A 19108-nucleotide genomic window follows, 5' to 3' on the forward strand; every position below is an offset into this window, starting at 1 on the left:
GATCGGACCTCCGCGGCCTACCGACCACCGATCGGACCTGCGCGTCCTACTCGACCGCCGATCGGACCTCCGCGGCCTGCTCGACCACCGGTGCGACCGGCTACCCCAGCGCGCGCAGCCGCGGCGCGAGGTCGCGCTCGAACAGCTCGAGGAATCGCAGCTGGTCGTGGCCGGGCGCGTGGAACACGAGGTGGTTGAAGCCCCACTTCACGTACTGGCCGATCTCGTCGACGACCTCGTCGGGGTCGGTGCCGACGATCCAGCGCCCCGCGATCTCCTCGATGGGCAGCGCGTCGGCGGCCTGCTCCATCTCGACCGGGTCGGTGATGTCGTGCTTCTGCTGCTTCGACAGCGACAGCGGCGACCAGAACCGGCAGTTGTCGAGCGCGTCGTCCTCGTCCTCCTCGTACGACAGCTTGATCTCGATCATCCGGTCGTACCCGTCGAACGCGAGTCCGTCGCCTCGGGCCTCGAGGCCGTCCTTCACGGCCGGCATGAGCTGGTCGACGTAGAGCCCGGCGCCCTTGCCCGACGTGCAGATGAAGCCGTCGCCGGCCCGGCCGGCGTACTTCGCGACCTGCGGTCCACCCGCCGCGATGTAGATCGGCACGCCGCCATCCGGTCGGTCGTAGATCGACGCGTCGTGGGTCGAGTAGTACTCGCCCTCGAAGTTCACGCGCTCGCCGTTCCAGAGGGCGCGCATCAGCCGGACGGACTCGCGGAGCCGCGCGTAGCGCTCGCGGAACTCGGGCCACTCCTGCTCGCCCGCGCCCTGGAAGCCGGTCGCGATCTCGTTCAGCGCCTCGCCCGTGCCGAAGCCGGCGATGACGCGGTCCGGGTACATGACGCCGAGCGATGCGAACGCCTGCGCGAGCACGGCCGGGTTGTAGCGGAACGTCGGCGTCATGACGCTCGTGCCGATCTTCACCGTGGAGGTGCGCTCGCCGACCGCCGCCATCCAGGTGAGCGAGAACGGCGCGTGCCCGCCGGTGTGCCGCCACGGCTGGAAGTGGTCGCTCGTCCACACGGACTCCATGCCGTGCGCCTCGGCCGCGACGGCGATCTCGACGAGCTGGCGCGGGTCGAACTGCTCGGCGCTGGCCTTGTATCCGAGGGTCAGGGTCACGATGCTGCCTTCCTGTCTGCGCCGTGCGGCGCGGTTGCGGCGCCCGTGGGCGCGGTCGATGGGTCGAGCGGATGCCGCGGCGCGACGCCGTCGGCGAGGTCGAGCCGGTCGCCGAGTGCGCGGACGACCTCGGCGGTGCGGTCGCGGACGCCGAGTCCGATCGCCTCGCGGAGTTCGCCCGCGGTGTCGACGTCGCGACGCAGTCCGGGCGCGATCGCCCCAGGTTCGAGCGCGACGAGGTCGGCGAAGCCGGCCGCACGGTGGTGGGCGGCCGAGTCGGGTCCGAAGTGCGCCGTGAAGGGCACTCCGGCGAGCGCGGTCGCGAGCGCGGTGCCCGTGCCCTCGGCGTCGGCCGCGAAGGCGAGCGGATGCCGCGCCGCGGCCTCGAGCGCCGCATCGAGGTGCGCCGAGGTCATGGCCGGCAGGTCCCCGAGCAGCACGGCGACCGCGTCGGGCGCGCCACCCGCCGGCTCCTCATCGAAACGTCCCGAATGGCGATCCGCACCCTGCATCTGCGACGTCTCGACGTGGGGCTGTGCTTCGAAGCGTCCCCCCGCGCGGGCTTCCTCATCGAAACGTCCCGGATGGCGGGCCTCAGCCTGCATCTGCGACGTCTCGATTGCGGGGGCGGTCGACGGCAGCGACGGCAGCAGCACCGGCGTCCCGGCCGCTCGAGCGACGGCGATGCCGTGGGCGATCGCGGCGGCGAGGCCGCGCGGACCGAACTCGGGCACGACGTCGACCCCGGCGACGCCGCGCAGCTCGCGCTCGACGACCGGTTCGTCGGACACGACGAGCACCCGCCGCACGCCCCCCGCCGCACGCGCGGCGTCGATCGTGTCGAGCGCGAACGCCCGCGCGAGCGCGGCCCGCTCCGCGGGCCCGAGCTCGGGCGCGAGCCGGGTCTTCGCGCCCGTGAGCGACTTGACCGGGACGACGACCGTCCAGCCGGGGGCATCCGCTCGCCGGCTCACCGGGGAACCCGCTCCCGGTCGACGGCGGCGAGCGCCGCGGCGAAGCCCTCGGCGAACCCGATCGAGCGACCGGCCGAGTAGCCGGCGGTGCGGCCCGCCGTCATGCCCTGCGACATCGCCTCGTCGGCGCCGAGGCGGAACAGGTCGCGCTCTGCGGGCCGGACGATCGACCTCGCCCCGGGCAGGTCGAGGGGTCCGACGAGATGCCCGAGACCAGAGACGACGGCCACGGGACATCCGCTCGCCTTGCCCTTGACCAGGTCGCCGGCCGCGGCGAGCTCGTCGGCGACGCACGGCATGGTCACCGAGAGGGGCTTGCCCGCGGCATCCGTCGTGCCCCGCAGGTCGTCGAGCACGTGCACGCCGGCGGCGCCGATCGCGACGTCGGTCTGGCCCTCGCGCCACGGGCGGCCGAGGGTGTCGCTCAGGATGACGCCGACCAGGCGGCCGGTGCGCGTCCGCAGGCCCTCGGCGATCCGGCGGGCGGAGGCGTCGGGGTCGACGGGCAGCAGCAGCACGGTGCCGTCGTCGGTGTTGCTCGCATCGACTCCGGCGGCCGCCGCCACGATCCCGAGCCGGTTCTCGACGATCCGCGTGACGCCGCCCTCGTGCGCCCGGGTCGCGACGAGCCGCACCGTCTCGTCGGTGATCGCCTGCTCGCGGTCCGCGGCCCGCACGATCCGCCCCTCGGCCTTCGAGACGACCTTCGAGGTCACCACGAGGATGTCGCCGTCGGCGAGCGCGCCACCGGCCGACGCGAGGATGACCTCGACGAGGTCGTCGCCCGGACGGATCTCGCCGATCCCCTCGAGCACGCGCACGGCGAGCGTCCGGCCCGCCGGCCGCGCCCGGGTCGCCGCGCTCATGCGCGCAGCCCCGGAAGCACGTCGCGGCCGAACACCTCGAGGAACCGCTGCTGGTTGCGGCCGACGTTGTGGAGGTAGATGCGGTCGAAGCCGAGGTCGAGGTGGCGCTGGAGGTGCGCGCGGTGCACGTCGGGGTCGGATGACACGAGCATCCGACCCTCGAAGTCCTCCGGGCGCACGGTGCGGGCCAGCTGCTCGAACTCGAAGGGCGAGCGGATGTCGCTGCGCGAGAAGCGCATGCCGCCGATCGGCCACTCGGTCAGGGCGTTCCGCATCGCCTCGGCGTCGGTCTCGGCCCACGACACGTGGAGCTGCAGCACTCGCGGCATCGCGCTCGCGTCGCGACCCGACTCGCGGGCGCCCTCGGCGAAGCGGGCGACGAGCGCCGCGAGCCGCTCGTACGGCCCGCCCGTCGTGATCAGCCCGTCGGCCGCCTTGCCGGCCCGGCGTGCGGTGACCGGACCGTTGGTGGCCACGAGCACCTGGGGTGCGACGGGCGGCATGGTCCAGAGGCGCGTCGTCTCCATGCGGAAGTGCGGGCCGTGGTGTCGCACCTCGCGGCCGGCGATCGAGGCGGAGAAGAGCTTGCGGATGACCTCGACGGCCTCGAACATGCGCGCGATGCGCTCGTGGGCCTCGGGCCAGTACTCCCCGACGACGTGCTCGTTGAGCGCCTCGCCGGAGCCGATCCCGAGCCAGTGGCGGCCCGGGTACATGGAGGCGAGCGTCGCGCTGGCCTGGGCGACCACCGCTGGGTGGGTGCGGAAGGTCGGCGTCGTGACCCCCGGACCGAAGTCGCCCCGGGTACGCGCGCCGATCGCGCCGAGCACGCTCCAGACGTGGGCCGACTGCCCCTGCTGCGGCAGCCAGGGCTGGAAGTGGTCGGTCGCCATGGTCCCGGAGAACCCGTGCCGCTCCGCCAGTTCCGCATACGCGACCGCGTCGGATGGAGGGAACTGCTCGAGCATCGCGGCGTAGCCGATGTGCACTGACACCCCTCCATCCTGACGCGTCGTCGCAGTGGTGTCATTCGGGGCCGGTCGGCCCGAACGGCGGGTCCACCTCCCGCTTGGCCATTATCTCGGATACTGGATCCAAAATGCAAGCAGAAGGTGCCAGTAATCCGGCCGGGCGGGCCGGCGGGGCGGCTCAGCCTCGCGAACGCCGACGACGGGCCGGGGTCGCCTGCGCCAGGGTCTCCGCCTCGAGCATCTCCAGCACGCCGTCGCGCACCCCCTCGAGGTGATGCTGCAGCAGCTGCACGGCGGGTTCGACCTCGCCCGCCGCGACGGCATCCGTCAGCTCGTCGTGCGAGTGGTGGTGCGTGTCGTCACCGACGAGGCGCCACCCGAGCATGTAGCGACCGACCTTCAGCCGGAGCTGCTCGATGAGCTCCCACTGGATCGGGCGGCGGGCGGCGTCGTATAGCTCCGCGTAGAACGCGGTCCTCGCGTCGACGAAGTCGCCTCCCTCCTGCTTCGCGTCGGCGGTGCGGCCGAGTTCGCGGAGGCGGGCCAGGCGCTGGTCGGTCATGTCGGCCATCGACTGCCGCAGCGCCTCCGTCTCGAGCAGGATGCGCAACTGGTAGACCTCGCGCGCCTGCTCGACCGAGAGCGACTTGACGACGGCTCCGCGCCGATCGTGGAACTCCACGAGACCGTCGGACTCGAGCTGGATGAGGGCCGAGCGCACGGGCAGCCGCGAGACGCCGATCAGCTCGGCCAGCGTCTCCTGCCGCAGCTTGTGCCCGGGCGGGAGCGTTCCGTCGAGGATCGCCTCGCGGATGATGTCGTACGCCATGACGCCCACCGACCGGTACCCGACGGCGTGGCGGCCGGCGAGTCGAGCGAGCGCGGCCTCGGGATCGCGCGGCGCCCCGGCGTCGATGGACTCGTCAGCACCGTTGGTCTCGCCTGCCGTCATGGATCCCGAATGTATCGGAAAGATCACGGCGAAGTCTGCATCTTGGATCCAGAAATCGAGTTGCGCGCCGTGCCGGCGGGCGCGAACCCGTCACTCCGCGCGCAGCGGCCCCTCGGCCTGCGCCTCGTCGAAGCCGGCGCGATAGCCCTCGTCGTACGCCTCCTCGGCGCCCTGGCGGAACAGGTCGCGATCGGCCGGTCGCACGATCGAGCGGGCGCCCGGCAGGTCGAGGTCGCCCACGAGATGGCCGAGCCCGCGGACGACCGCCACCGGCACGCCGGCGGACTTGCCCTTCACGAGCTCCGCCGCGCCGGCGAGCTCGTCGGCCACGCACGGCATCGTGACCGCGAGCGGCTTGCCCGCGGCATCCGACTGCCCCCGGAGGTCGTCGAAGACGTGCACGCCGGCCGCACCGATCGCGATGTCGGTCTGCCCCTCGCGCCACGGCCGACCGAGCGTGTCGGAGAGCAGCACCCCGACCCGCGCGCCGGTGAGCGAGCGGATGCCGGTGGCCAGCGCCCGGGCGGAGGCGTCGGGGTCGACGGGCAGGAGCAGCACCGTCCCCTCCGGCGCGTTCGACGCGTCGACACCCGCGGCGGCCCCGATGATGCCGAGCCGGTTCTCGACGATGCGGGTCGTGAACTCGCCCGTCTGGCGGGTCGCGACGACGCGGACCGTCTCGTCGGTGATGGCCTGCTCCCGATCGTCGGCCTGCACGATGCGCCCCTCGGCCTTCGAGACGATCTTCGACGTCACGACGAGGATGTCGCCGTCGGCGAGCGGTTCGTCGATCGCGCCGACGATGAGCGCCGCCAGGTCGACCCCGACGCCGATCTCGGGCAGGCCCTCGACGCCCTCGATGCTGTACCTCACGCCCACGCCGCACCCTCCGCTCGCCCTCCTCACATCTTGGCAGCAGCCGCCCTCGCTGTCAGACTTCGGTCAGGCGCGCGGGGCGCGCCCGGGGGAGGGTCGGATGTCCGAGGTCGTCGCCGCACCCGCGAAGCGGCCCGTGATCGTGTGGGACCTGGTGCTCACGATCGTGCTGCTCGCCCTCATGGCGGGACTGGCGTTCGTGCTGCTCTTCTTCTCGTTCTTCCTCGCGTTCGCGGGCGACTCGTGCGGGGCCTCCTCGACGTGCGACTACGACCGCATGGGCACGGGCATGCTGCTCGCCATGATCCTGCCGATCGTCGTCGCACTGATCGCGCTCGTCGCCGCGGTCGTCGTGCTCGTCCTCAAGCGCATCGCGTTCTGGATCCCGATCGTCGGGATGGTGCTCATGGTCGGCGCGTTCGCGCTCGGCGCGGGGATCACCGCGTCGGGCGTGCAACCGGCGTAGCATCCGGCCATGGCATCCCACTCGATGGACGAGGCGGGCGCGGCGGCGCCCCGAGCAGAGCACTCGGGGGCGGCACAGGAGCGCCACGAGACCGAGGCCGAACGCCAGGACCGGAAGTTCAACGACATCCTCCAGGAGCTCCGCGTCGTCATGACCGGCACGCAGCTCATCACCGGATTCCTCCTCGCCGTCGCGTTCCAGCCGAAGTTCGCCGAGCTCGAGGCAGGGGAGGTCGTGCTCTACCTCGTGCTCGTCGTCCTCGCGACGACCGCCACGATGCTCGGCCTCGCGCCCGTGATCCTGCACCGGCAGCTCAGCGGCAAGAAGCAGAAGGACCGGGTCGTGCGGATCGCGAACACGCTGCTGCTGATCCTGCTCGTCGTCGTGTCGCTCGTGGCCGCGGGCGTGGCCATGCTCATCTTCGACGTGACCGTGAACCGCCAGGCCGGGTACGTCGCGGGCGGAGTGGCGCTGCTCCTGCTGCTCGCGTTCTGGACCGTGGTGCCCCGCATCGGCCGGCACGAGCCGCGACGGCGTTGACGCCGGCGCCGAGCGTGCCCCGTGTGGGGGTGTCGCGCACCGGATCCCCCGCCGCCTAGCATGTGCCGGAGGGGCTGCCCGAGCCCCGAAACCCTACGACCCTGAAAGGGATCCGACGATGGTGTCAACCGCCCCCGCGGGGCTGCGACGCGCTGCCGTGCTCGCCGCAAGCCTCACCCTCCTCGGCGCCGGCGCGCTCCCCGCCCATGCCGCCGAACCCGACCGCCCGCTGGCGCAGTCCCAGTCCGTGGAATCGGAGCAGCCGCGCACCGATCCGATCGCCCCTCGCGACGGTCGTTCCCTCGGGGCGTCCGCGACGGCGGCCGCCGTCGAGTCCTCGGATGCCGCGATGTCCCTCCGTTCCGCGGGGACGGGGTCGATCTCGGGGACGATCGAGGAACTGGTCGACTACAACGCGGCCGCACCGCTGCAGGGCGCGACGGTGACGGCGTTCACCTACGACGCCGGGACGGGCACCCTCTCCGCGCCGGTCGCGAGCGCGACCAGCGCGGCAGACGGGTCCTACTCGATCACGGGACTCGACGCAGGCGACTACGTCGTACTGGTGGAGGACGGATCGGCCGGCTCGAAGCTGCTCCCCGACTTCTACCCCAACCAGGCGTTCGCCGCGTACGCGTCGCAGATCGCCGTGGCCGACGGCCAGGACTCCCCCGGCATCGACGAGGTGCTCGCCCCGATGCTGAGCGACTACATCGCCGGCGCGACGCGATACGAGACCTCCGCGGCGATCGCGGCCGAGTTCCCGTCGGGCGTGGACTGCGTGTACGTCGCGTCGGGACAGAACTTCCCCGATGCGCTGAGCGCCGCACCCGCGGCGGCCACGTGCGGCGGGCCGCTGCTGCTCGTGTCGCCGACCGCCGTCCCCGGGGCCATCGCCGACGAGCTCGTGCGCCTGGATCCCGCGACGATCCACATCGCGGGCGGAACGGTCGCCGTGTCGGCGAGCGTGCAGTCGACGCTCGCCGGGCTCGTTCCCGGCGCCGACGTGAAGCGGTACGCGGGCGCCGACCGGTACGCCACCTCGCGCCTCATCGTCGACGGCGCGTTCGGCGCGACCGAATTGGTCTGGATCGCGACCGGACTCAACTTCCCGGACGCGCTCGCCGCGAGCAACGCCGCGGCCGCGTACCGCGAGCCGGTGCTGATCGTCCCGGGCAGGTCGGCGTCGCTCAACGACGCGACCATGAAGACGATCGCGAACCGATCGCCCGAGGCGGTCATCATCGCCGGCGGCACCGCCGTGGTGTCCACGGGCATCGAGGACCAGTTGTGGGCGCAGTACGGCATGCTCCGCCTGTCCGGCCCGGACCGCTACGCCACGTCGCTCGCGATCAACGAATGGGCGTGGCACGCCCCCGCCGGCGCCAACTCCGTGTACGCGTTCGTCACGAACGGCACGAAGTTCCCTGACGCGCTCTCGGGTGCCGCGCTCGCCGGCGGCCTCGCGTACGCCCCGATGTACACGGTGCCGCCGACGTGCGTGCCCGACGCCGTGCAGGAGCACATCGCCGACCTCGGCGTCTACGAGACGTACCTCCTGGGGTACTTCTCCGAGATCTCGTTCGAGGAGCCGCTGAAGCGCTGCTGACCGGCAGGGCCGACGAGGAGGGGGGTGCCGACGGTTCGGCACCCCCTCTCCGTTCCGGGTCCGCGAGTCGTCCGGGCGTCCGGCACGGTCGGCGGCCGACCCTAGGCTTGCATCCATGCGCATCGCCACCTGGAACGTCAACTCGATCCGCACCCGATACGGGCGCGTGGTCGACTGGATGGTGCGCGAGGACGTCGACGTGCTCGCGATGCAGGAGATCAAGTGCAAGGCCGAGCAGTTCCCGCACGACGCGTTCGAGCAGGCCGGCTACGACCTCGCCCTCCACGGGCTGAACCAGTGGAACGGCGTCGCGATCGCGAGCCGCCTGCCGATCGCCGACGTCGAGACCGAGTTCCCCGGCATGCCGGGCTTCCTCAAGGGGCACGAGGGCCCCGACCTGCCGAAGGAGGCGCGCGCGATCGGCGCGACCGTCGACGGCATCCGCCTCTGGAGCCTCTACGTGCCGAACGGCCGCTCCCTCGGCGACCCGCACTACACGTACAAGCTCGACTGGCTCGCCGCCCTCGCCGACCTCGCCCGAAGCGAGACGACCGCGCGCCCCGAGCGTCCCTTCGCGCTCATGGGCGACTTCAACATCGCGCCGCTCGACGAGGACAACGGCGACCCGACCGTCATCGAGGGCGTCACCACCCACGTCTCGCCGCCCGAGCGCGCGGCGTTCCGCGCGCTCGAGGAGGCGGGCCTGAGCGACGTCGTCCGGCCGATCGTCCCGACCGGCTACACCTACTGGGACTACAAGCAGCTCCGCTTCCCCCGCAACGAGGGCCTGCGGATCGACTTCGTGCTCGGCTCGTCCGCGTTCGCCGACCAGGTGACGGATGCCTCGATCCACCGCAACGAGCGGAAGGGCGACGCACCGAGCGACCACGTGCCCGTGCTCGTGGAGCTCGCTCGCGAGGAGTCGACCGATGACGACGACCTGCCCATGATCTTCGGCTGACACCGCCGAGGGTGTTCGACCGCCCGTCCGCAACCCCGACCGCGCATCCAGCGCGAGGGGTTACCCTTCGTCAGATGGACTCCCCCACGGAACAGGTCGCGAACACCGCGACCGACCCGGTCCTCGGCTCGATCCTCGCCGACCGGTACCGCGTCGACGGCCTCATCGGGCGCGGCGGCATGGCCGCCGTCTACCGCGCCGACGACCTCGCGCTCGGCCGACGCGTCGCCGTCAAGGTGTTCACGGCTTCGACCGAGGGCATCGACGACGCCGACCGCCGCCGGTCCGAGACGGCCCTCCTCGCGAGCCTCACCCACCCGGCGCTCGTCACGCTCTTCGACGCCGCGAAGGACCCGGCGAGCCGCCGCGAGTTCCTCGTCATGGAACTCGTCGAGGGCGAGGACCTCCGCAAGGTGCTCGAGCGCGGCCCGATCCCGCTCCGCGATGCCGCACGCATGCTCGCGGACCTCGCCGAGGGGTTGCACGTCATCCATTCCCGGGGCATCGTGCATCGCGATGTGAAGCCGGCGAACGTGCTGCTCGCGCCCGCGCACCTGCCCACCCGACGCTGGAACGCCAAGCTCGCCGACTTCGGCATCGCGCGCCTCCTCGACGAGTCGCGCCTGACCGCGACCGGCCGGATCATCGGCACGCCCGGCTACCTCAGCCCCGAGCAGGTGCGCGGCGAGCCGGTCGGCAGCAGCGCCGACGTGTACGCGCTCGGGCTGCTCGTGCTCGAGTCGCTCACCGGTGTCCAGCCGTTCCCCGGCCCGGCGCTGGAGTCGGCGAGCGCACGCCTCGTGCGCGATCCCGACGTCCCGAACGGTCTCCCGGCCGACTGGCGCGAACTGCTGGCCGCCATGACGGCACGGGATGCCGCGCAGCGGCCGACCGCGCTCGACGTCGCGCTCGCGACCGAGACGCTCCCGACCGACGCGGCCGATGCGGCGGCCCCGGCCGCCGACGCGACCGCGGCGATCACGCGTCCGCCGGCGGAAGCGGATGACACGCGGATCCTCCCGGCGACCCGCGTCGTCGCCGCGGAGTCGGAGTCGGAGTCCGCGTGGGCGACCTCGGAGCCTGCGTCAGCGGCCACGTCGCCGTCGTCGCCCGACGACGACGCCACCGCGGCGACCCGCATCCTGACGGGCATCGCCCCGGCGTCGCCGGCCGTCCCGGTCGCGACCGGCCACGGCGCCACGGGCAGGCGGCTCCCACGACGCGTCGTCCTCGCGGTCGCCGCGGCGCTGGTGCTCATCGGGGCGGTCGTGGTCGTCCCGATCACGGTCGGCGCCCTCGCGGGCGACGGCGCAGCGACCGAGCCGACCCCGTCCGAAGCCCCGATGCCGAGCGTCGGGGGCGACCTCGGAACCCACCTCGACCAGCTGGAGGAGGCGGTGTCGCCATGACCGTCCGTCTGCACCGCGCGGTGGCCGCGGCATCCGCCACCATCGCCCTCGTCGTCGGCCTCGCCGGGTGCGCGCCCGGGCAGGACGGGTCGTCCGACATGACGGGCCTCCGCGCGCAGGTCGTCTCGATCGCCGAGTCGTCGTCGAACGGCGATTTCGCCGACGCGCTCGCGCGCCTCGACGCCCTGCAGGCCGAGGTCGACGCGGCCGAGGCCGACGGCAGCCTCGACGGCGACCGCGCGGCGAGCATCACGGAGGCGATCGCGCTGGTGCGCACCGACCTCGAGGCGGCGATCGCCGCGGCGACGCCCAGCCCGACGCCGACTCCGACGCCCACCGAGGCTTCCGACGGCGATGACGACGACGCCGACGAGGAGGACTCCGACAACAGCGGCTCGGGCAACTCCGACGACAAGCCCGGCAAGGGCAAGGGGCGCGACAAGGGCGGCGACGACGACTGACGGGCGGCTCAGCCGCGCCCGGTGAACCGCTCCATCGACCGGTAGACCCCGAAGCCGTCCCCGACGACGCGGTCGAACACGCGGGTGGGGAGCAGCCCGCGCAGCGCGCGGGAGAGTCGCACGCTCGCGGGCAGCTCGACGAGCGGCCGCCCGGCGAGCATCGCGCGCCAGACGCGATCGACGACGAACTCGGGCTCGAGCACGGGCGCGAGGATCGGGCCGCGCGCGCCAGCGAACATGCCCGTCGCGATGTACGACGGCGTCACCGTGGTCACGGCCACGTGCCGGTGTCCCGCCTGCTCGAGCTCGAGCCGCAGCGAATCGCTCCAGCCGTTCAGCGCCGCCTTCGACGCGGCGTACGCGGCCATGCGCGGGTTCGCGAGCGTGCCCGCCGCGCTGCCGACGTTGACGATCCGGGCGGGTCGGCCGCGGGCGATCATCGCGGGCAGGAACTCCCGCGTGACGTACATCGGCGCGAGCGCGTTCACGAGCATCGTCGGCCGCACGTCCTCGCCGCTGTCGGCCTCCCAGAAGTAGGCGTTGCCGCGGACGATGCCGGCGTTGTTCACGAGCACGTCGGGCGTGCCGAGTTCGCGCCGGACCTTGTGCGCCGCCTTCGCGATCGCGCCCGGCTCCGCGACGTCGACCACGTACGAGCGCACGCGCGTCCGCCCCCGCGCCCGACGCCCGAGTTCGTCGGCCGTGCGCGCGAGCGACGCGGCGGCGCGGTCCCAGAGCACGACGGATGCCGCGCCCTCGGCGACGGCCCGCTCGGCGTACATGCGGCCCATGCCGCCGGCCGCGCCGGTGATCAGGAGGTTCGCGCCACGAACGGTTCTCGCCATGGGGGACATTCTCGCAAGCCGCCCGCGGTTCAGCGCATCGCGCGGTACCGCGCCCGCTCGGCGGGCTCGAGGTGCTCGGTCGCGTACGACAGCATCGTCCGCGGCATCCGGGCGGCGTACCTGTCGAGGAAGCGCTCCAACTCGGCCCGGTCGACGCGTGCGCCGAGCTCCCGGAGCATCCACCCGGTCGCCTTGTGGATGAGGTCGTGGGGGTCGTCGAGCAGGCGCGGGGCGAGCCGGAGCGTGGGCCCGCCGTCGCCGGCCTTCAGGAACGCGAAGGTCGCCATGATGCCGGCCCGCCGCTGCCAGAGGTCCGGGTTCGCGACGAGGTCGTCGAGCACCTCGGGTCCGGGCGCCGGGGTCGTGCCATCCGCCGCACCCGCCACCGCGGGCGCCGGGTCGAGCAGCCAGGCACCGAGGATCCGGTCGGCCGAGGCGTCGACGAGGTCCCAGTTGTCGACGCGACCGGCGCGCACGCGTCCGAGGTAGAAGGCGGCGATCCGGGCCCGCTCGGCGTCGTCGCGCGTCCGGACGCGGCTCGCCCGGTCGAAGCGGTCGACCAGGACGACGAGCGCGCAGAGCCGAACCTCGTGCACGGCGCTGTCGAGCAGCTCGCGGATCTCGAGGAGCGGCAGGTCGCGGAACCCCTTCGCCACCACGCGCAGCTGCGGCACCGTCACGCCGAGGAAGGCGTCGCCCTCGCCGTACTCGCCCGGCCCGGTCTTGAAGAACCGCGCGGATGCCGCGGCGCGCGCCGGGTCGGCGACGGCGGCGAGCGCCGCGCGCACGCCGGCCGCCGTGGCATCCGCCGGCTCGGCCATGACGCCATGATCGCAGCCCCGGCCGACCTTCGGACGGACGGGGTTCCGCACGACGGGCGCGACCGGCAGACTGCCGCCATGGACGAACACGAGGTGCGGCTGGAGCGGATGTCCGACGACGAGGTCGCCGACTGGCTGCCCACCGCCATGGCGCTCTACGAGCAGGCGCGACGCGAGGCGGGCGACACCCCCGAGCAGGCCGCCGCCGGACGCCGCGCCTCGGAGCAGCGGTTCTTCCCCGACGGGCGACTCGTCGAGGGGCAGCTGCTGCACTCGATCCGGCTCGGCGACGAGGTGGCCGGATGGCTCTGGCTCGGCCCGTGGGACGATCGGGGCGAGCTCTGGTGGGTGTGGGACCTCGAGGTGCACCCGTCGTTCCGGCGGCGGGGCGTGGCCCGCCGGGCCATGCTCGCGGGCGAGGAGATCGCGCGGGAGCACGGCGCGTCGCGGCTCATGCTGAACGTCTTCGGCAACAACGACGGCGCGATCGCGTTGTACCGCGACCTCGGGTACGAGGTCGCCTCGCTGCACATGGCGAAGCCGCTCTGAGCGCGCGAGGAGCCGCGCGGTCCTGATGTCGCACGCGGCGCGTCGTGACGCCGCGAGTCGTGCGGTGTTACGCCGTGCTTCGGCGCCCCGGCGGCGGAGAGCGTGTTCCGGTTAGCGTCGAGCATCCACGCCACGACCCGGAGCACGAGATGACCACCGCACCCGCAGCACCCGCGACCGCCGCGCCCGCGGCGCCCGTCGCGCTGCGCGGGGTCGGCCGCGCCTTCACCGCCCCCGACGGCGGCACGCGCGACGTCCTGCGCGGCGTCGACCTCGACGTCGAGGCGGGCGAGATCGTCGCGATCCTCGGCCCGAGCGGATGCGGCAAGTCGACGCTGCTGCGGATCGTCGCGGGCCTCGACCACCCGACCTCGGGCGGGGTCGCGATCGACGAGGCGCCCGTCCGTCCGTACGACGTGCGCTGCGCGGTCGGCTTCCAGGAGCCGCGACTGCTGCCGTGGCGGAGCATCGAGAAGAACGTCGCGCTCGGCCTTCCACGCGGCACCGCACGTCGCGACGGCCGCGCGCAGGTGGCGCGCCTGCTCGAGCTCGTCGGCCTCGCCGAGTTCGCCGGGCATCGTCCGCACGAGGTCTCGGGCGGCATGGCGCAGCGTGCATCGCTCGCCCGGGCGCTCGCGCGCAACCCCGAGGTGCTCCTGCTCGACGAGCCGTTCGGCGCGCTCGACGCGCTCACCCGCCTGAAGATGCAGGACCTCCTGCTCGACGTCCACGCGGCCGAGCCGACCACCGTGCTGCTCGTCACGCACGACGTCGACGAGGCGCTGCAGCTGGCCGACCGGATCGTGCTGCTCGGCTCCGACGGCGATGCGCCCGGAGCCGGCATCCGCCAGACCGTCGTCGTGCCGGGCCACCGCCCGCGCGACCGCGGATCGGCCGAGCTCGCCGAACTCCGCGGCCGCCTGCTCGACGGCCTCGGCATCGACCGGCACGGCGCCGCACGCGGCATCCAGGCCACCACGACCATCCCGCACTACCCGTACTGACCGGCGACGACGGCCCGACCACAGCACCGCCGTCGACGCCCGACCCATCACCGAGAAGGAGCCCCCGTGTCCCGCACCACCGTCTTCCGAACCGCGCTCGTCGCGGGCGCCGCCGCGACCGCGCTGCTGCTGTCCGGCTGCGTCGCCGGCGAGAACCAGTCCGCCGAGGCCGTCGCCGAGGGCGACTCGCTCGAGGGCCAGGCGCTCAACATCGACTTCGCGACCTACAACCCGCTGAGCCTCATCATCAAGGACCAGGGCTGGCTCGAGGACGAGGGCCTCGAGGTCACCTGGGTCCAGTCGGCCGGTTCGAACAAGGCCAACGAGGCGCTGCGCGCCGGAGCGATCGACGTCGGCTCGACGGCCGGCTCGGCCGCGCTCCTCGCGCGCGCCAACGGCTCGCCGATCAAGACCATCGACATCTACTCGCAGCCCGAGTGGTCGGCGATCGTGGTCGGCGAGGGCAGCGACATCGACGAGGTCGCCGACCTGAAGGGCAGGACCGTCGCCGCGACCAAGGGCACCGACCCGTACTTCTTCCTCCTGCAGACGCTCGAGGCGGAGGGCCTCGCGCCCGACGACGTCACCGTCGAGAACCTGCAGCACGCGGACGGCTGGGCCGCGCTGCAGAACGACGCCGTCGACGCGTGGGCGGGCCTCGACCCGATCATGGCCGGAGCCGAGGAGGCGGGCGCGACGCTCGTCTACCGCAACGTCGACTTCAACAGCTACGGCTTCCTGAACGCGACCGAGTCCTTCCTCGAGGAGAAGCCCGCGCTCGCGCAGCTCGTGATCGACGCCTACGAGCGGGCGCGCGCCTGGGCGGCCGAGAACCCCGAGGAGACCGCCGCGATCCTCGCCGAGGTCGCCGGCCTCGACGAGTCCATCGCGTCGAAGGTCATCCTCGAGCGCTCGAACCTCGACGTCGACCCCGTCCCCGGCGACGCCCAGGTCGCGCTCCTCGAGAAGATCGGGCCCGTGTTCGTCGAGCTCGGCGACGTCGCCTCGCAGGACCAGGTCGACGAGGCGCTCGCGACCCTCATCGACGACTCGTTCGTCACGCAGGCGGACCCCGAGCGGTTCGCGAAGTAGCCGGAACCCATCCAGGGAGCAGACCATGACGACGGATGCCGCGAGCCGCACCATCGCACGCCGGGAGCGCGCGAGCGCCGCGGCATCCGTCGCCGACCGCGGTCCGGCCCGCGAGCGCCCCCGGTTCACGTCGCGCCGCTGGTTCCGCATCGTCGGCGGCGCGCTGATCCCGCTCGCGCTCCTCGCCGCCTGGCAGGTCGTCTCGACGTCGGGCGCGGTGCCCGTCTCGCAGCTGCCGAGCCCCGAGATGGTGTGGCTCGCGGCGGTCGACCTCGCCGAGCGCGGCCTGCTCGGGCTCTACGTCGCCATCTCGACGCAGCGCGTCTTCATCGGCTTCGCCTTCGGCGCGCTGTTCGGGCTGCTCGCGGGCGCGGTCGTCGGCCTCTCGCGGCTCGGCGACGTGCTGCTCTCGCCGACGCTCGGCGCCGTGCGCGCGGTGCCGTCGCTCGCGTGGGTGCCGCTGCTCATCCTGTGGTTCGGCATCGGCGAGGACTCGAAGGTCATCCTCATCTCCATCGGGGCGTTCTTCCCCGTGTACACGATCGTCGCGTCATCCCTCCGGCACGTGGACACGCGGCTCCTCGAGGCCGGTCGCGCGTTCGGCCTCCGCGGCGCGACGCTCTTCGCGACCGTGCAGCTGCCGGCCGTGGTGCCCTCGGTCATCGCGGCGCTGCGCCTGGCGCTCGCCCAGGCCTGGCTCTTCCTCGTGGCGGCCGAGCTCATCGCGTCGTCGATGGGCCTCGGGTTCCTGCTCAGCGACTCGGGGAACTCGGGCCGCATCGACCGCATCTTCCTCGCGATCATCCTGCTCGCGGTGCTCGGCAAGCTGAGCGACGCGCTCGTCGGGCTCCTCGAGCGGTGGGCCGTCCGCCGCTCGGCCTGAGCCCGGCACGACGTCGCGGGCCCGGGGCTCAGTCGGCGAGCGGGATCGCCTCGATCCGGCCGTCGGGCCCGACGAGCACGAGCGCGCGTGGCGCCGTCACGCCGTCCAGCGCCGCGACGACGGCTGCGGCATCCGGCCCGGGCGCCTCGGGCGCGGGCGCGGCCGCGGGCTCGCCACCGGCGCCCACGCCGCCGTCGGCACCGCCGGCACGGCGCCACACGACCACGCTCGCACCCGTCGCCGCCGCGATCGCGCGCTCCGCGGCATCCGTCGCACCCGCGGCGACGAGCACGACGCGCCCGATCCGGCGGGCGGGCGCGACCCCGGCCGCGGAGATCATGGCGCGGTCGCGTCGCCAGACGGCGAAGTGGTAGGCGAACACGAGTGCGGTGGCCACGAGCAGGCCGAGGGGCGCACGGATCCGGTCGACGAGCGCGAAGCCGGTCCCCGGATCGAGCACGAACTCGAACACGCGGTAGCCCACGACGAGCAGCGTGATGATCGCGACCACCGCGCTCGCGCCGAAGACGGCGACGAGGTAGATCCGTCGCCCGACGTCGGCGGCGTCGGCCGGGTCGGGCCGGCGGGTCGGCCGCCAGTTCAGCCACCAGGTCGGCCCGCCGACCACGATCGCGCTGAGACCGCCGAGCAGCAGTGCCCGGTTCCCGGAGGAGGCGAGCGGCGTCGACAGCTCCGCGAGGAGCGCGTTGACGACGACCCCGATGCCGGACGCCGCGGCGACGAGGCCGAGGCCCGACATCACGAGGACCGCGGCGCGACGCGTGCCGTCCGAGTGCGCCGCGGCGATGCGCGAATGCAGGAGCCACACGAGGGCGCCCACCCCGGCCGCGGCGATCGCCGTGCCGAGCGGGACGAGGACGGCGCTCGCGGGCTCGCTCGGGGCGAAGGCGAGCCGGAGCCCGACGAAGAGGACCGTGCCGATGCCGCCGAGCATCGCCGCCCCGCCGCCGAGGACGCCCACGACGACGAGCGCGACCGCGGCGAACCCGCTCGGGATGCGCCGGACGCCGTCGTGGATCCAATGCCACCACCACACGACCGCGCCGATCGCCGCCCAGACGAGGCCGTCGAGCGCCGCCGAGCCCCACGAGTCCCGACCGACCAGCACCGTCTCGGAGGCGCCGAGGATCGCCGCGTCGAACACCGCGGCGAGCGCGGAGATCGCGCCGCCGGCGCCGACCACGAGGCCGTAGGCGGCGCCGATGACGAGCGGCGCCGACGCCAGGCGGGTCGGCCCCTTCACCGGATGACGGAGCATCCATCGGTGCCACAGCCAGACGAGCGCCCACAGCAGGCCGATCGCGAGCCCGCCCGGGTTCCACCGGCCGTCGACGAGGCTCGTGATGGCGCCCGCGATCGACGTCGACGCCACGATCAGGGAGACCGTCGCCATCGCGGCGAGGTAGAGCGGCCACGCGATCGAGCCGCGCTCGGCGGGCTCGCCGAGGCGGCGCCACGCGCCCCACCAGAGCAGCGCCGCCAGCGGGCCGCCGATGAGCGCGAACGCGAGCTGGAGGGCAAGCTCGTCGGCGCCGCTCCCCGCGAGGGTGCGATCGACGTCGAACGCGCGATCGAGCAGCCCCCCTACGCCCACCGCCGCGATGGTGACGAGCACGAACAGCAGGACGAAGACGATGATCCGCCGCACCGCACCCTGGGCCGAACCGCCCGCCGCCGTGCTCATCCCCGCACCGCCATCGGATCGCAGATCGTGAGCGGCCACGGCGCCGACTCGATGCGCCACTCGCCGTCGACCCGGACCAGGTCGAACACCCCGCGTTCCTCGTACTCCGACGACCCGAACGGCCCGTCGCCGTACGTCGTGACGATGAGCACGTCGACATCGGCGGTGTCGTCGCGCTCGGTCGTGCCGACCAGGGTGACGCGGATGCCGGCCGGCTCCGAGGTCGGCATCCTGACGCACTCGTCGGCGAGCTCGGGGACGAGGTACTCCATCGCGGCCGCCTCGTCGCCGTCGATGACGGCGGCCGAGTACTGCTGGACCACCCCCTCCGGCGTGCCGGCATCGAGCTGCCCGGGCTCCCCGCGCGTGAAGACGACCACGAGCGCGAAGACGACGAGCACCCCCAATGCCGCGAGGATGACGACGAGCGTGCGGTCGGGTCTCGAGCGCTTGGCCTCCATGCTCGTATCCTCGCGCGGCGCGCCGCCCGGCACCGGACCGAAGGTCACCCCGCACGGGCGTGTCGCCGCCCGGACCCGCGGACAGCACGGACCCCGCCGAACGGGCGGTCGGCGCGGCCGTGGGCCGTGGTTCGAGCGGTCGACGCCCGTCCGTCTACTCGGCCGCCGCCATCGCATCGGCGAGGCGAGCGAGCCGTTCCCCCTGCGCCGCGCTCGCGCCGGTGCCGTCGCTCGCCGCGGACGCGGCGTCCGCGTAGGCCGCGAGACGGTCGCCCTGGACGACCGAGGCGTCGGCCCCGGCCGCCGCTGCGCGCAACTCCGCCGAATCGGCCCGCGCCCGGTCGTCGTCGACCGTCGCCTGCGATGCACACGCACCGAGTGCGCCGACGACGCCCGCTGCGAGTGCGACGGCGACGATGTGCTTCCGGATCTCCATGATGGCCCCCCATTCATCGGACTCGAACGGGGCGAACGTACGATCGGCGTGCGCCCGCCGCATCCGGAGGTGACCCTTAGATCCGGGGGGTCCACCCCTCA

The 19108-nt window shown here is 73.5% G+C and carries 21 protein-coding genes; 10 read left to right on the forward strand and 11 right to left on the reverse strand.

Going from position 1 to position 19108, the window contains the following annotated elements:
• Nucleotides 1-100: 100 nt before the first annotated feature.
• From fgd to cofE, 6 genes are all read right to left on the reverse strand, one after another.
• Nucleotides 101-1126, reverse strand: a complete 1026-nt coding sequence (gene fgd / locus GLX25_RS04035) for a glucose-6-phosphate dehydrogenase (coenzyme-F420) (protein WP_271192354.1) — start codon at nucleotides 1124-1126, stop codon at nucleotides 101-103.
• Nucleotides 1123-2100, reverse strand: a complete 978-nt coding sequence (locus GLX25_RS18460) for a CofC family guanylyltransferase (protein ID WP_271192353.1) — start codon at nucleotides 2098-2100, stop codon at nucleotides 1123-1125. Before GLX25_RS18460 ends, fgd begins: the two co-directional genes overlap by 4 nt.
• A complete protein-coding gene (locus GLX25_RS04045) occupies nucleotides 2097-2966 on the reverse strand; it encodes a coenzyme F420-0:L-glutamate ligase (protein WP_155840916.1) in 870 nt (289 codons plus the stop codon). Before GLX25_RS04045 ends, GLX25_RS18460 begins: the two co-directional genes overlap by 4 nt.
• Entirely contained in the window at nucleotides 2963-3961 is a 999-nt protein-coding gene (locus GLX25_RS04050) for a TIGR03557 family F420-dependent LLM class oxidoreductase (RefSeq protein WP_271192352.1), read from the reverse strand. Before GLX25_RS04050 ends, GLX25_RS04045 begins: the two co-directional genes overlap by 4 nt.
• 154 nt (nucleotides 3962-4115) lie before the next feature.
• Nucleotides 4116-4889: a GntR family transcriptional regulator gene (locus GLX25_RS04055; protein WP_155840917.1), complete on the reverse strand. Its 774-nt coding sequence runs from the start codon at nucleotides 4887-4889 to the stop codon at nucleotides 4116-4118.
• 90 nt (nucleotides 4890-4979) lie between these two features.
• On the reverse strand, nucleotides 4980-5762 hold the full coding sequence (gene cofE / locus GLX25_RS04060; RefSeq protein WP_338081365.1) for a coenzyme F420-0:L-glutamate ligase: 783 nt from the start codon (nucleotides 5760-5762) through the stop codon (nucleotides 4980-4982).
• On the opposite strand from cofE, the gene GLX25_RS04065 reads away from it, so the two are divergent.
• From GLX25_RS04065 to GLX25_RS04090, 6 genes are all read left to right on the forward strand, one after another.
• The gene (locus tag GLX25_RS04065; RefSeq protein WP_338081366.1) at nucleotides 5749-6231 is read left to right on the forward strand and encodes a hypothetical protein; all 483 of its coding nucleotides are present in this window, start codon (nucleotides 5749-5751) and stop codon (nucleotides 6229-6231) included. The two genes, cofE and GLX25_RS04065, sit on opposite strands and share 14 nt — an antisense overlap.
• A 9-nt stretch (nucleotides 6232-6240) precedes the next feature.
• On the forward strand, nucleotides 6241-6771 hold the full coding sequence (locus tag GLX25_RS04070) for a DUF6328 family protein (protein ID WP_240898140.1): 531 nt from the start codon (nucleotides 6241-6243) through the stop codon (nucleotides 6769-6771).
• Nucleotides 6772-6889: 118 nt separating this feature from the next.
• On the forward strand, nucleotides 6890-8380 hold the full coding sequence (locus GLX25_RS04075; RefSeq protein WP_155840919.1) for a cell wall-binding repeat-containing protein: 1491 nt from the start codon (nucleotides 6890-6892) through the stop codon (nucleotides 8378-8380).
• Between the two features lie 115 nt (nucleotides 8381-8495).
• Entirely contained in the window at nucleotides 8496-9341 is an 846-nt protein-coding gene (locus GLX25_RS04080; RefSeq protein WP_155840920.1) for an exodeoxyribonuclease III, read from the forward strand.
• A 74-nt stretch (nucleotides 9342-9415) separates the two neighbouring features.
• Complete coding sequence (locus GLX25_RS04085; RefSeq protein ID WP_155840921.1) at nucleotides 9416-10750, forward strand: serine/threonine-protein kinase; 1335 nt, start codon at nucleotides 9416-9418, stop codon at nucleotides 10748-10750.
• A complete protein-coding gene (locus GLX25_RS04090) occupies nucleotides 10747-11211 on the forward strand; it encodes a hypothetical protein (protein WP_155840922.1) in 465 nt (154 codons plus the stop codon). The genes GLX25_RS04085 and GLX25_RS04090 overlap by 4 nt, the downstream gene beginning before the upstream one ends.
• An 8-nt stretch (nucleotides 11212-11219) precedes the next feature.
• Here GLX25_RS04090 and GLX25_RS04095 read toward each other — a convergent pair whose 3' ends face one another.
• Nucleotides 11220-12056 carry an SDR family NAD(P)-dependent oxidoreductase gene (locus tag GLX25_RS04095; RefSeq protein ID WP_155840923.1) on the reverse strand — a complete coding sequence of 279 codons (837 nt, stop codon included), beginning with the start codon at nucleotides 12054-12056 and terminating at the stop codon, nucleotides 11220-11222.
• A gap of 29 nt (nucleotides 12057-12085) precedes the next feature.
• Nucleotides 12086-12877, reverse strand: a complete 792-nt coding sequence (locus GLX25_RS04100; protein WP_155840924.1) for a DNA alkylation repair protein — start codon at nucleotides 12875-12877, stop codon at nucleotides 12086-12088.
• 78 nt (nucleotides 12878-12955) lie between these two features.
• On the opposite strand from GLX25_RS04100, the gene GLX25_RS04105 reads away from it, so the two are divergent.
• The 4 genes from GLX25_RS04105 to GLX25_RS04120 all read left to right on the forward strand — a co-directional run bounded on the left by GLX25_RS04105 (nucleotide 12956) and on the right by GLX25_RS04120 (nucleotide 16405).
• Entirely contained in the window at nucleotides 12956-13426 is a 471-nt protein-coding gene (locus tag GLX25_RS04105) for a GNAT family N-acetyltransferase (RefSeq protein ID WP_166548429.1), read from the forward strand.
• Between the two features lie 149 nt (nucleotides 13427-13575).
• Nucleotides 13576-14430, forward strand: a complete 855-nt coding sequence (locus tag GLX25_RS04110) for an ABC transporter ATP-binding protein (RefSeq protein WP_155840926.1) — start codon at nucleotides 13576-13578, stop codon at nucleotides 14428-14430.
• Between the two features lie 66 nt (nucleotides 14431-14496).
• Nucleotides 14497-15522, forward strand: coding sequence for an aliphatic sulfonate ABC transporter substrate-binding protein (locus GLX25_RS04115; protein WP_166548430.1), 1026 nt, complete (start codon nucleotides 14497-14499; stop codon nucleotides 15520-15522).
• Nucleotides 15523-15547: 25 nt separating this feature from the next.
• Nucleotides 15548-16405, forward strand: coding sequence for an ABC transporter permease (locus tag GLX25_RS04120; protein WP_155840927.1), 858 nt, complete (start codon nucleotides 15548-15550; stop codon nucleotides 16403-16405).
• A 28-nt stretch (nucleotides 16406-16433) separates the two neighbouring features.
• Here GLX25_RS04120 and GLX25_RS04125 read toward each other — a convergent pair whose 3' ends face one another.
• The 3 genes from GLX25_RS04125 to GLX25_RS04135 form a co-directional block, all read right to left on the reverse strand.
• Nucleotides 16434-18110, reverse strand: coding sequence for a DUF5671 domain-containing protein (locus tag GLX25_RS04125; protein ID WP_155840928.1), 1677 nt, complete (start codon nucleotides 18108-18110; stop codon nucleotides 16434-16436).
• Nucleotides 18107-18571, reverse strand: a complete 465-nt coding sequence (locus GLX25_RS04130; protein WP_155840929.1) for an LpqB family beta-propeller domain-containing protein — start codon at nucleotides 18569-18571, stop codon at nucleotides 18107-18109. The genes GLX25_RS04125 and GLX25_RS04130 overlap by 4 nt, the downstream gene beginning before the upstream one ends.
• Nucleotides 18572-18725: 154 nt before the next feature.
• Nucleotides 18726-19007 carry a hypothetical protein gene (locus GLX25_RS04135; RefSeq protein ID WP_155840930.1) on the reverse strand — a complete coding sequence of 94 codons (282 nt, stop codon included), beginning with the start codon at nucleotides 19005-19007 and terminating at the stop codon, nucleotides 18726-18728.
• Nucleotides 19008-19108: the final 101 nt, after the last annotated feature.

Origin of the sequence: Agromyces luteolus (assembly GCF_009729855.1) — a bacterium.
In the GTDB taxonomy this organism is placed as follows: Bacteria; Actinomycetota; Actinomycetes; order Actinomycetales; family Microbacteriaceae; genus Agromyces; species Agromyces luteolus.

Bases quoted from the DNA above. Each gene is read 5' to 3' on its own strand.
- GLX25_RS04045 (WP_155840916.1), bottom strand. From the start codon at position 2,966: ATGAGCGCGGCGACCCGGGCGCGGCCGGCGGGCCGGACGCTCGCCGTG.
- GLX25_RS04055 (WP_155840917.1), bottom strand. From the start codon at position 4,889: ATGACGGCAGGCGAGACCAACGGTGCTGACGAGTCCATCGACGCCGGG.
- GLX25_RS04065 (WP_338081366.1), top strand. From the start codon at position 5,749: ATGCTGTACCTCACGCCCACGCCGCACCCTCCGCTCGCCCTCCTCACA.
- GLX25_RS04070 (WP_240898140.1), top strand. From the start codon at position 6,241: ATGGCATCCCACTCGATGGACGAGGCGGGCGCGGCGGCGCCCCGAGCA.
- GLX25_RS04075 (WP_155840919.1), top strand. From the start codon at position 6,890: ATGGTGTCAACCGCCCCCGCGGGGCTGCGACGCGCTGCCGTGCTCGCC.
- GLX25_RS04080 (WP_155840920.1), top strand. From the start codon at position 8,496: ATGCGCATCGCCACCTGGAACGTCAACTCGATCCGCACCCGATACGGG.
- GLX25_RS04085 (WP_155840921.1), top strand. From the start codon at position 9,416: ATGGACTCCCCCACGGAACAGGTCGCGAACACCGCGACCGACCCGGTC.
- GLX25_RS04090 (WP_155840922.1), top strand. From the start codon at position 10,747: ATGACCGTCCGTCTGCACCGCGCGGTGGCCGCGGCATCCGCCACCATC.
- GLX25_RS04095 (WP_155840923.1), bottom strand. From the start codon at position 12,056: ATGGCGAGAACCGTTCGTGGCGCGAACCTCCTGATCACCGGCGCGGCC.
- GLX25_RS04100 (WP_155840924.1), bottom strand. From the start codon at position 12,877: ATGGCCGAGCCGGCGGATGCCACGGCGGCCGGCGTGCGCGCGGCGCTC.
- GLX25_RS04105 (WP_166548429.1), top strand. From the start codon at position 12,956: ATGGACGAACACGAGGTGCGGCTGGAGCGGATGTCCGACGACGAGGTC.
- GLX25_RS04110 (WP_155840926.1), top strand. From the start codon at position 13,576: ATGACCACCGCACCCGCAGCACCCGCGACCGCCGCGCCCGCGGCGCCC.
- GLX25_RS04120 (WP_155840927.1), top strand. From the start codon at position 15,548: ATGACGACGGATGCCGCGAGCCGCACCATCGCACGCCGGGAGCGCGCG.
- GLX25_RS04125 (WP_155840928.1), bottom strand. From the start codon at position 18,110: ATGAGCACGGCGGCGGGCGGTTCGGCCCAGGGTGCGGTGCGGCGGATC.
- GLX25_RS04130 (WP_155840929.1), bottom strand. From the start codon at position 18,571: ATGGAGGCCAAGCGCTCGAGACCCGACCGCACGCTCGTCGTCATCCTC.
- GLX25_RS04135 (WP_155840930.1), bottom strand. From the start codon at position 19,007: ATGGAGATCCGGAAGCACATCGTCGCCGTCGCACTCGCAGCGGGCGTC.